Consider the following 11,626-nt stretch of genomic DNA (forward strand, 5'->3'; position numbering starts at 1 on the left):
TATACTTTTTTTGTTAATTGATTGCGCAGGTTTATTATAACATAACTTGATGATTTTACACTATAGTTAAACGATATAAATATTTTATTTTAGTTGTTAAATAGCTGTTGACAGCGCTTTATTTTGATGTTAATTTAACGGTGTAAACAGTTTGGTTTTTATTGTTGTTGAAAAAAGTAAAGTGAGTTGGAATATCGTTTTACAAATAAGTTAAATAATAGGAGCGTGGAAAAATGAAATTTAGTAAAGCAGCTATAGTAGTAGGGGCGACGTTGCTGTGTGGCATCGTATTGTCAGCATGTGGAAGTGGCGGCGGCAACTCAAGCAAGAGTTCTGAAATTTTGTTATGGTCATCCACAACTGGACCAGATGGGGAGAAAATCAAAAAGACGATTGACGAATACAATGCGACGGATCCGGATTTCAAAGTGAAATTAGTGAGTATGCAAGGGGATACCTTCACCTCAAAACTAACTACAGCAGGTAAATCGGGGAAAGGTGTACCAGATTTGGCTTTAGTCGCTTCAGAAGCACTTCCCACCTATAAGAACCAAGAGATGCTGGATTCTTGGGATGACATGATCAAAGGTACAGAGCTAGATCGCAGCAATTATGTTGAAGCAGCTTGGGATACCGGTACTCTTGAGGACAGCCAGTATGGGATTCCTGCCACCATGGGGTCGTGGGTCATGTATTACAACAAAGATCTGGTAGACAAATACATTCCTGGAGCATTAGATGATGGCATCGTGACTTATGAAGAAATCAATCAGGCAGGTGAAAAAGCAAAAGCAGATGGCGTTTATAGCTTTGGTTATACCTGGGGGATGCAGAATTATTCCAATCTATATCAGCAAATGGGCGGACAATGGCAAGATCAAGATGGCAAAATCAATATCGATAATGAGTATTCGTATAACACGGTACAGGAATTCAAAAATTTGTATGATGCGGGCTACATGGTGCCAGACGGGGAAGATGCCAATAAACTTTTTGCGAATCAACAGTTGATCTTCTTGCCGGAAGGAACGTGGATGTTGAGCAATATGGAAGAAATCAGTGACTTTGAGTGGGGAGAAACCTTTACACCGCAATGGGATGCGGAAAATATCGTTCAAGGATCGGGAGTTGATCAGTTTGCGATGTTTAAGACAAAAGAAGAACGCTCTGATGAAAAGAAAGAGGGAATGGTGGATTTCTTGACTTGGTTGCAGGCAAACCAGTTAGAATGGGTGAAATCTGGCGCCAATCCAACTTCACTAGCGATGCTTGACAATGAGGAATATGTCAAGATGCCGCAATCTTTCTTGTTGAAAACAGAAAAAGGACAGGCGGCGATCTCTGTGAATGCAGTCGATGGATTGTCTTACATTTTTGATGAATACGACAATCGTTCTTGGGACATGATCACTGGAAAAGCCGATATTAAAGATACCTTTGGTGAAATCCAAAAAGTCGTGGAAGAGAAAATGAAATAATCGCAGGGTCTGTGACAAAAGCTGAAGGCAAAGAAGATAGTGATCAGGCATGTCGAGAAGACACATACCAAAAGAGGACTCATATAAGATTTCTCAAAGAGTGGCCTTTTGATCTGGTTAGCTTGGCAACTTACACGAAAGAGCATCTTCCATGCAGAAGTGGTTTTTGTCACAGTCTTTTTCTAGTCGATTTTATCAAGGCATGAAAGGATGCGTAATGTATGAGTAGCAAAAAAAAGCTCAGTGGTTGGCCCGTTTTGTTTATCGGTCCCCACATGATTCTTTTTATTTTATTCTTTTTGGTTCCTGCTGTAATTGGTGTTTATGTTTCCTTTACCGAATGGGATCTTTTTAGTTCACCGATTTTTATTGGTTTAGACAATTTTAAGACGATTCTATTTGATCAAGACTCGCTGTATCATACGCAATTTTTCAATGGGATGAAAAACACGCTATTCTTTGCAGTGATATCAGTACCTCTGTGTATCGCGATTCCATTGCTATTAGCTGTGGCATTGTCCGCAAAGCCAAAGATGATGCGCTTTTTTCAATCGGTTCTTTACTTGCCGACATTGTTTGCCATCTCTGCTGTAATGATCATCTGGGGGTTTCTGTTAAGTAAATCCTTTGGCCCCATCAAAGAAGTTTTTGGGATAGATATCAATTTTGTCGGGACACAACCATGGGCCTGGATCGCGATTTTGATCGTAACGATTTGGTGGACATTAGGAGGAAATTTGATCATTTATGTAGCTGCGTTGAACGGTGTGCCCAGGGAACAAATGGAGGCAGCCGAGCTTGACGGAGCCAGCAGTGTAGTGAAGTTTTTCCGGATTTCGTTGCCGAGTATTCGGAATCAGCTGATTTTTACAACAGTCATGACGACTATTGCTCAATTCAATATTTATGGACAGCCATTGATGCTGACCGGGGGTGGTCCGAACAATTCGACGAGAGTACTCATGATGTATATTCAAGAGAATGCTTTTGGCAGTAGTACGTCCGTTGCTGGTATGTCATCGGCGATGGCGATTTTACTAGGGATCGTTATCATGATCGTTTCGGTCTTTCAATTTATCATGATCAAAAAATTAGAGAGGTAAGGGGACAGCCATGCGAGAAAATAAAGTAGGAAAAAGAGTCGCATTTATCGTATTAGCTATTGTTTGTATTGTCTGGATTTTTCCTCTGATATGGGCTATTTTTACCTCTTTCAAATCAGATGCTGAGATCCAAAAAGTTGGCTTTAGCCTGATTCCTAAAGAGTGGACCTTCGCAAACTTTTTAGGGTTGTTGCAGGGGAATGATTCATCGCCAGTCTTTCGCTGGTTTTTGAATTCGATGATCATTTCAACAGCCCACACATTGTTGGTGATGGTGATCGTTTCTTTTGCGGCTTATGGCTATACACGGCTGACGTTTAAAGGTCGAGACTTGATTTTTGCATTATTGCTGGGAACGATGATGTTTCCTGGTGTCGTCAATTTGATCCCCAATTTCAAAATCGTGGATACATTAGGCTGGACCAACACGTTTCTAGCCGTGATCGTTCCTGGCGCAGCAGGTGTCTATAACATTTTTCTAGTTCGTCAGTTTATCTTAGGGATTCCTAAAGAATTGGATGAGTCGGCTGTAATTGATGGGGCCAATGAATTTCAGATTTTTTATCATATTATTCTGCCGCTGATCAAGCCGGTTTTAACCGTCGTTGCGTTATTTAGTTTTACTGGTTCGTGGAACGACTTCTTGTGGCCTTCTATCGTTATGAGCGATATTGATAAACTGCCTATCACGCCGGGACTTCAGTTGCTGCAAGGGCAATATATGACGTATCCGGGAGTAGGAGCTGCAGGAGCTCTTTTAGCATTGATCCCGACATTCCTTTTATATTTAGTGGCGCAAAAGAGTTTCATGGAATCAATGTCATTGCAAAGTGGTATAAAATAAATTGTTTTTTGGAGGAACTATGAGCAGAAATGAATACCCTAGACCCCAGTTTCAACGAGAAAACTGGCTGAATTTAAATGGAGAATGGCACTTCGCCTTTGATGATAAAAATGTAGGACTAAAAGAGAAATGGTATCAAGAGGAGGAAGCCTATCCGCATAGAATCAAGGTGCCCTTCGTCTATCAAAGCGAATTGAGCGGGATCAACCAACGAGAACCTCACGATATTGTCTGGTATTACCGGACATTCACAGTGCAGGCAATGGACAGTCAACGTGTAGTCTTGCATTTTGGTGCGGTGGATTACGAGGCGGATGTCTTTGTCAATGGTTGTCATGTAACGAATCATCAAGGCGGTCATACCTCTTTTGAAGTAGATATTACCGATTATTTGGTCGACGGTCAGCAAGCGATAAGTGTGCGTGCATTTGATCCTCATGCAGATGAAAGTATTCCTCGAGGAAAACAATTCTGGGAGACAGAATCTGCTGGTATCTGGTATACGAATTCTACCGGGATTTGGCAGCCAGTATGGCTGGAAGTCGTTTCAGAGACTTATTTGAAAGAAATCAATCTAACTCCAAATTTTGATGAGGGGACCGTGACTGTTGAAACGATCTTGAATCAGTTCCAGCCGCAGTGTGAACTGGACTATCGGATCTCTTTTAAAGAACAGCTAATCGCAGCGGGGAGACTGTCTGCAGATTCGGCAAAAATGAAGTTCAATGCCGATCTTTTTCAGGAACATATTTTCAGAAGCAATTTCCATCATGACGGTTGGTCTTGGACACCGGAAAATCCCCAGTTATTTGATATTAAACTTTCTTTAATCAACGATGGAGAAACAATTGACTACCTGAAAAGTTATTTCGGCATGCGTAAAATCCATACGGAAAACGGCATGGTCTATTTGAACAACAAACCTTACTATCAAAAGTTGATTTTGGATCAAGGGTACTGGCCTAGTGGCCTCTTGACTGCACCGTCAGATGAAGACTTTAAAAAAGACATCTTACTAGCAAAAGAAATGGGCTTCAATGGTTGCCGCAAACATCAAAAAACAGAAGATCCGCGCTTTTTGTACTGGGCGGATCAGTTAGGTTTTCTGGTTTGGGGAGAATGTGCGGCTCCGGCGATTTACAATGAAGATTCTGTTGAACGACTGATGCGGGAATGGACCGAGATCATTGCCAGAGACTTTAGCCATCCCTCCATTGTGACTTGGGTGCCGATCAATGAAAGCTGGGGCGTGCCAAAGATTTCCTTTGACCGAACACAGCAACATTTCTCTCAAGCAATGTATCATTTCTTGCACGCATTGGATAAAACACGATTAGTGATCTCAAATGATGGTTGGGCAATGACAGAAACAGATATTTGCGCCATTCACAACTATGCCCATGGCCAAAAAGAAGAAACTGAGAAATATGATTACTTTAAAGAAACCCTCCGAACTCGCGAAAATCTGATTAAGCGGCTTTCTACTCCGTGGCCGATTTTTGCCAACGGCTTTTCTTATCAGGAGCAACCAATCTTGTTAACGGAATTTGGTGGCATCGGCTTTGATGTATCGGGACAACCAGGTTGGGGGTATACGTCAGTCGACAATGAAGTTGAATTCTTAAAGGACTACCAACGGGTGCTGTCGGCTGTCTATGCTTCAGTAGGGCTCTGGGGATATTGCTATACGCAATTGACCGATGTCGAACAGGAGATCAATGGGTTGTTGACTTATGACCGTCAGCCTAAAGTGGACTTGGCAGCAATCAAAGCTATCAATGATCAATTTCATGTTTCTCAAGTTGAATGATATGCAGACGGCAACATTGGAAAGGAGAGACAATGAGAAAAAATGGTATTATTTGTGCATTGATTTTGGCGACTCCTTTCGTAGGAGGTTGCGGTACTTCTCATGAAACGCTGGTTGACGATTTCACAGCGATCATCGACAACGATGGTGCAGACCCGTGGATTTTTCAAGATGAGAAATATTATTATTATACGAAAACTACTGGTAACAACTTAACCCTTTGGCGTTCGGAAAATCTGACTGAAGTAGCAGCGGGGGAGAAAAAAGTCATCTGGGAAATGCCTGCGGAGTTTGAAAGTATCTGGGCACCGGAACTTCATCAGCTGGATGGTACGTGGGTCGTTTATTTTGCGGCCAATCATCCCTCAGAAACCCACCGGATGTATGCACTAGTCAACGAAAACCAGGATCCTTACAGTGATGATTGGCAGTTGGAAGAAATCAAAGGACTGGATGACAAGTTTGCTATTGATGGAACTGTCCTCGAATTAGACGAACAACGGTATTTCCTTTGGTCAGGTTGGGAAGGATATGAAAATATTGCCCAAAATATTTATATTGCTGAAATGATCTCACCTACAGAAGTCATTGGTGAAAAGCAGCTGATTTCGACTCCGGAATACGAATGGGAAATGCGGCAAACGCCGTTGATTAACGAAGCACCTCAAGTGATCATCAAAGAAGATACGGTAAATGTGGTCTATTCGGCTAGTGGAAGTTGGGACAATGATTATGCACTGGGACTTTTGACAATGGATCGCCAAGATGATCCATTAGATACCCGAAGTTGGACGAAAGAATCCGAACCGATTTTTCAGCAGACAGAAACTGTTTTTGGTCCCGGGCACAATGGGTTTGCCAAGTCGAAAGACGGCACCGAAGACTGGTTGATATTTCACGCTGCTCGTTGGGATCATTCTGGCTGGCAACGCTCGATTCGTTTGCAGCCAATCAAATGGGAAGAAAACAAGCTGAAATTAGAAGTTCCTTTAGCGGATAATGAAACACAGAAGCTTCCCAGTGGTGAAGCAAAAAGGATCCGAATGACCGCCAGTGATGCGCTTCTTGAAGGTGATTTAGTAACAGTGACAGACGAGGAAGCATTGATGAAAAAAGTGGTTCAAGGGTTTGAATCGACCGAAGATCGTTTGGTTTTTCAACCAACAATGGGACAGGCTAGTGAAGCGACGGTCATCGTTTATCTTAAAACTCAAGATTATTTGTCATTGAATGAGCCCGTGTATGTTCAACTGAAAACAGATGATGACAGCCAACGTTTGGCGGTCTATCCGTCACAATACTATCAGCCTATCCAAACTACTATGAATTTGAAAGCAGGCACTATCAAAATCGAAGTGTCTTCAGAAATTGGGGTCGACACACTGAGTGTCGATCGGATGGAGATCATACCAAAAGAGGGAGAATAGTTTCTAGAGCTGCTTTCAGTGGTTTAGATATCATAACACTGAAAGCAATGGCGTGGCTCAAATGGCCATGCTGTGATCTGTCTTGTTCAATTTAGGGCTGTTCTTCGATCCGAATGAAGCAAACTAACATCCTAAAGCAGTGTCATGGACAGACGTGCCATGATACTGTTTTTTTTTTGAGTAATTAGGATGAGCCGCTGATAGAGCTCTAGGCCAAGATAGGCAGTTTTCCTTCTTCCATGTATAATAAAGACAAATGGGACGGAGCAAATCGTTTTACAAAGTAGACGTAAAAGTAAATGCAAATGAGGTGAATGGATGAAAACCAGGCAAGAAATGATTCGATCTTCAAACGGCAAAGATCAACTTTATGTGAAAATTTGGCAGCCGGAGGGACAGTCCAAAGGAATGCTTCAGCTGATCCATGGCATGATTGAACACATTGAACGGTACGATCCGTTTGCTCAATATCTCGTTTCAAAAGGATTCACAGTGATCGGTCATGATCACTTGGGACACGGGAAAACAGTAGCTGAGCAAAACGAGTATGGGACATTTGGAGAAACAAATGGTGCGGATTATCTTGTAGCAGATGTGGGATTGGTTCAGCGTTTTGCGTTGGAGCAGTTTCCAGCTCAACCTTATTATCTTTTAGGTCATAGTATGGGCTCTTTGGTTTTGCGCAATTTTTTGTATCAGAAAAATACAAAATTGGCAGGAGCAATCATTATGGGGACGACACTGGAAGCGCCGGCCAAAATGACCAGTGCCGCTTTATTGACGAAGTCGTTGATGCCTTTTCGACAGCAAGCATGGCCCTATCGCGTGATGGAAAATCTGGTTTTTGGTCAACATAATCGGCGGTTTCAGCCCAACCGAACGGCGAAAGATTGGTTGTCCAGTGATCCCCAACAAGTAGATGCTTATTTAGCAGATCCGCATACGCAATTTCATTTTTCATTAAGTGCCTATCGAGATTTGTTTTTATTGACAAAAAAAGCGAGTGCCCCCCGCCTGTTGCAGAAAATCGATCGCGAATTGCCGTTACTGCTGATTTCAGGAAAAGAAGATCCTGTGGGCCATTATGGCAAGAGTGTCCGTAAGCTAGCAAACTATTTGAACCAGCAAGGGCAGCGGCATCTGACAGTTTATTTGCTGGAAGGCGGTCGTCACGAGATCTTAAATGAAACCAATAAACAAGTCGTATTTCATGAAATCTGGCAATGGTTAGAAAGCAATTGAGGAACGTTATCAATTGCTTTCATCTTTTTTTCAGAAAATTGAGAATTTTAATTATTTTTAACCTTTTTTCATATTCCTCCTTCTGCTATAATGGGTGTCACATCTAACAACAAAGGAGAGATTTTTGTATGACTGTTTATAACTTTTCAGCTGGTCCCGCCGTCTTGCCCCGCCCCGTATTGGAAAGAGCTCAATCCGAGCTTTTGGATTATCGTGGCAGTGGGATGTCCGTTATGGAGCTGAGTCATCGGTCTTCCTTGTTTGAAGAGATCATTCAAGACGCAGAAGCCCTCTTGCGGGAATTGATGGCGATCCCGGATAACTATCGGGTGCTGTTTTTGCAAGGTGGAGCAAGTCTGCAATTTAGTATGGTGCCATTAAATTTAGCGAAAAACAAAAAGGCCCTTTATATCAACACGGGCTCTTGGTCAAAAAAAGCGATTCAAGCGGCTGAAGCAGTTGCTACGGTTGAGGTGATCGCATCAAGTGAAGATAAGCATTTTACTTATATTCCAGAAATCACAGTAGATAACATCGACCAAACAGCGACTTATCTGCATATTACTACGAATAATACGATTGAAGGAACAGCTTTTCAGACGATTCCGGATGCTGGCAAAGTCCCGATCATTGCTGACATGTCATCAAATATCTTGGCCAATGAGTATCGTGTAGAAGATTTCGGTATGATCTATGCAGGTGCCCAAAAGAACATTGGACCAGCAGGATTGACGGTGGTTATTATTCGAGAAGATTTATTAAATGAAGAAGCGGTCTTTGCTCCAATGTTGGACTATCGTCTTCAAGCTGACAACGGTTCCCTTTACAATACGCCGCCTACTTACAGCATTTATATCGCAAAACTGGTTTTTGAGTGGTTGAAAGAATTAGGCGGTGTAGCAGCGATTACTGCGCAAGACCGACAAAAAGCTGCACTGCTCTATCAAGCGATCGAAGCATCGAACTTGTTTAGCAGTCCCGTAGACAAAAATAGCCGCTCCCTAACGAACATTCCTTTTATCACTGGCGATAAGGAGCTGGATCGACAATTTAATGAAGCTGCAGAAGCAGCCGGCTTTAAAAACTTAAAAGGACACCGTTCGGTAGGCGGTATGCGAGCAAGTTTGTACAATGCGTTCCCTATCGAAGGCGTTCAGGCACTTGTCGATTTCATGAAATCATTCGAAGCGGAGGTCAAATAAATGTATCAGATCAAGACATTCAATGCGATTGCACCAGAAGGGCTTCAAAGGCTAAACAAAGAAAGATATGCCATCAATGAAAGTGATGAGCCAGAAGGAATCTTGCTGCGAAGCCAAAAGCTGCATGACTATCCTTTTCCAAAAAGTGTATTAGGGATTGCGCGAGCTGGAGCTGGTACGAACAATATTCCGGTCAAAGAATGTACAGAACAAGGCATCGTCGTCTTCAATACCCCAGGAGCTAATGCAAATGCAGTCAAAGAGTTGGTTATTGCAAGCTTGTTATTAAGTGTTCGCCCGATTCTCCAAGGTGCTCAATGGGTCCAAACACTGAACGGATCAGATGTAGAGGAACAGGCAGAAGCCAACAAAAAGCAATTCGCCGGTACGGAACTAGAAGGCAAAAAGCTTGGTGTGGTTGGGTTAGGCTCGATTGGTGCCATGGTCGCTAACGATGCCTACCGCTTAGGGATGGAAGTTGTGGGCTATGATCCTTATGTTTCGGTGGACACAGCGTGGACCATCTCCCGCAGAGTCAAACGGGCCAATGATTTAGCAGAAATTTTCACAACCTGTGATTTCATTACTCTTCACGTGCCATTGATGGAAAACACCCGCCATTTAGTGGGCAAGAATGAATTGGCCAAAATGAAGCCAACGGCTAAACTGTTTAACTTTTCTCGTAGTGAGATCGTTGATACAGCTGCAGCTCTTGCTGCGTTAGATAATAATGAGATTGCTGGTTATACAACTGATTTTGCAGATGAACGCTTACTGGGCCATGACAACGTGCTAGTTCTACCGCATTTAGGAGCATCGACAGAAGAGGCTGAGATCAATTGTGCCAAAATGGCTGCCCGCACATTGAAGAAATTTTTGGAGTTTGGGACGATCAAACGCTCAGTGAATTTTCCAACCGTAGAAATGGCGTTCCATTCGCCGTATCGTTTAACAGTGATTAACCGCAACGTGCCAAATATGCTAGGACAAATTTCCTCGATCATCGCTGAATCTGGAATCAACATCGATAATATGTTGAATCGCGGACGTGACGACTATGCCTACACATTGGTGGATGTCGGAGCAACAGATGCTGCATTGCTTGAAGCGGTGGCAGATAAATTACGAGCTAAAGAAGATATTATTCGCGTGCGAGTGATCAAGAATCAGGAGGTAGGCTATTAATGGTTCAAGTTTTTCCTTTTAAAGCAATCCGCCCACAAACTGACTTAGCAGAGAAAATTGCGGAGTTGCCCTATGATGTAGTCAACACGCAAGAAGCAGCGGCATATGCTGCCGGCAACCCTTACAGCTATTTTCATATCGATCGCTCAGAAATCGATCTGCCAAATATTGCTCCTTATGATCCGCAAGTGTATGCGAAAGCAGCAGAAAATTTGGCTGCTTTTCGAGAAAAAAAATGGCTGATCCAAGACAATGCACCGTCCTATTATTTATATGAGCTGACAATGGCGGGGCGGAGTCAAACTGGGCTTGTTGTTTGCACATCGATTGAGGATTATGTAGCTGGTAAAATCAAAAAACATGAGTTTACTCGACCAGAAAAAGAAGTTGACCGCATCAATCACATCCAAGCTTGTGATGCAAACACGAGTCCAATCTTTCTAAGTTACCGTCAGCCTGAGTCCTTAAAAAAAACGATCCAGGATTGGCAGAGTCACCATCAACCGATCTATGATTTCACGAGTTACCATGAGGTCCATCATCGGGTTTGGCTGATCGATGATTCTGCGGTGATTGCTGCTTTATCACAAGAATTCTCAGCGATTGATGCGTTGTATATCGCTGACGGCCATCATCGTACCGAGTCGGCAGTGAAAGTCGGCTTGCAAAAGCGCAAGGAAAAAAACAATAGTGAGGAAAGCGAGCGCTTCTTAGCGATTTTGTTTCCGGAAAATGAATTGGCGATCTGGGAATACAACCGAGTGGTCAATGTACCGATTCCAGATCATTTCTTCGATCATCTAGCAGAGAAATTTCACATTGAGAAGCCAACTAGCAGCAAGCCTTCTCAAAAGGGAACCTTCTATTTGTATTTGGGCCACGAATGGTTCTCTTTAACCATCAAAGAAGCAGGGAATGACGCAGTCGAAAGTCTGGATGTTTCTCTTTTGCAAAAAAATATCTTAGCGCCATTACTCGGTATTGAAGATGTCCGCACAGATAAGCGCATCGATTTTGTAGGAGGAATTCGTGGTCCAGAAGAATTGGAACGGATGGTGGATTCCGGAGAATGGACAATGGCCTTTTTGATGTATCCAACGCAGATGAAAGATTTATTGGCTGTTGCCGATGCGAATGAGATCATGCCGCCTAAATCTACATGGTTTGAACCCAAATTGTTAAGTGGTCTGTTTTTACATGATTTAGAAACCAAAAGCTAGAAAGCTAAAAAGAAAAAAGCCGCACGTCTGCAGAGAAATGTAGTGACCCCAAAAAGTTAGACTTTTATGGAGTGGAGAAATCCACTCCTTTTTTGTATGATAAGATTAACTGTTA

Annotated in this window: 9 protein-coding genes; all 9 read left to right on the forward strand. The window is 42.7% G+C overall.

The window, feature by feature from the left end; all coding sequences use genetic code 11:
- Nucleotides 1–233 precede the first annotated feature (233 nt).
- The 9 genes from AB5Z52_RS02830 (at nt 234) to AB5Z52_RS02870 (ending at nt 11,511) form a co-directional block, all read left to right on the forward strand.
- On the forward strand, nt 234–1,478 hold the full coding sequence (locus AB5Z52_RS02830) for an extracellular solute-binding protein (RefSeq protein ID WP_005472664.1): 1,245 nt from the start codon (nt 234–236) through the stop codon (nt 1,476–1,478).
- A 221-nt stretch (nt 1,479–1,699) separates the two neighbouring features.
- Complete coding sequence (locus AB5Z52_RS02835; RefSeq protein ID WP_003128733.1) at nt 1,700–2,581, forward strand: carbohydrate ABC transporter permease; 882 nt, start codon at nt 1,700–1,702, stop codon at nt 2,579–2,581.
- A 10-nt stretch (nt 2,582–2,591) separates the two neighbouring features.
- Nucleotides 2,592–3,425, forward strand: a complete 834-nt coding sequence (locus AB5Z52_RS02840; RefSeq protein ID WP_003128734.1) for a carbohydrate ABC transporter permease — start codon at nt 2,592–2,594, stop codon at nt 3,423–3,425.
- A 19-nt stretch (nt 3,426–3,444) separates the two neighbouring features.
- The gene (locus AB5Z52_RS02845; protein ID WP_021149174.1) at nt 3,445–5,235 is read left to right on the forward strand and encodes a glycoside hydrolase family 2 protein; all 1,791 of its coding nucleotides are present in this window, start codon (nt 3,445–3,447) and stop codon (nt 5,233–5,235) included.
- Nucleotides 5,236–5,267: 32 nt separating this feature from the next.
- Nucleotides 5,268–6,662 carry a glycoside hydrolase family 43 protein gene (locus AB5Z52_RS02850; RefSeq protein ID WP_021149175.1) on the forward strand — a complete coding sequence of 465 codons (1,395 nt, stop codon included), beginning with the start codon at nt 5,268–5,270 and terminating at the stop codon, nt 6,660–6,662.
- Between the two features lie 318 nt (nt 6,663–6,980).
- The gene (locus tag AB5Z52_RS02855) at nt 6,981–7,904 is read left to right on the forward strand and encodes an alpha/beta fold hydrolase (protein ID WP_003128737.1); all 924 of its coding nucleotides are present in this window, start codon (nt 6,981–6,983) and stop codon (nt 7,902–7,904) included.
- 128 nt (nt 7,905–8,032) lie between these two features.
- Nucleotides 8,033–9,106 (forward strand): 3-phosphoserine/phosphohydroxythreonine transaminase, encoded by a 1,074-nt coding sequence (serC, locus tag AB5Z52_RS02860; protein ID WP_003128738.1) that lies wholly within the window; start codon nt 8,033–8,035, stop codon nt 9,104–9,106.
- Nucleotides 9,107–10,291: a phosphoglycerate dehydrogenase gene (locus AB5Z52_RS02865; protein WP_161667536.1), complete on the forward strand. Its 1,185-nt coding sequence runs from the start codon at nt 9,107–9,109 to the stop codon at nt 10,289–10,291.
- Nucleotides 10,291–11,511 carry a DUF1015 domain-containing protein gene (locus AB5Z52_RS02870; RefSeq protein ID WP_003128740.1) on the forward strand — a complete coding sequence of 407 codons (1,221 nt, stop codon included), beginning with the start codon at nt 10,291–10,293 and terminating at the stop codon, nt 11,509–11,511. Before AB5Z52_RS02865 ends, AB5Z52_RS02870 begins: the two co-directional genes overlap by 1 nt.
- Nucleotides 11,512–11,626: the final 115 nt, after the last annotated feature.

It is taken from the genome of Enterococcus sp. RTP21361st1_A6_RTP21361_211029 (genome assembly GCF_040910045.1).
Lineage (GTDB): Bacteria > Bacillota > Bacilli > Lactobacillales > Enterococcaceae > Enterococcus_D > Enterococcus_D gallinarum.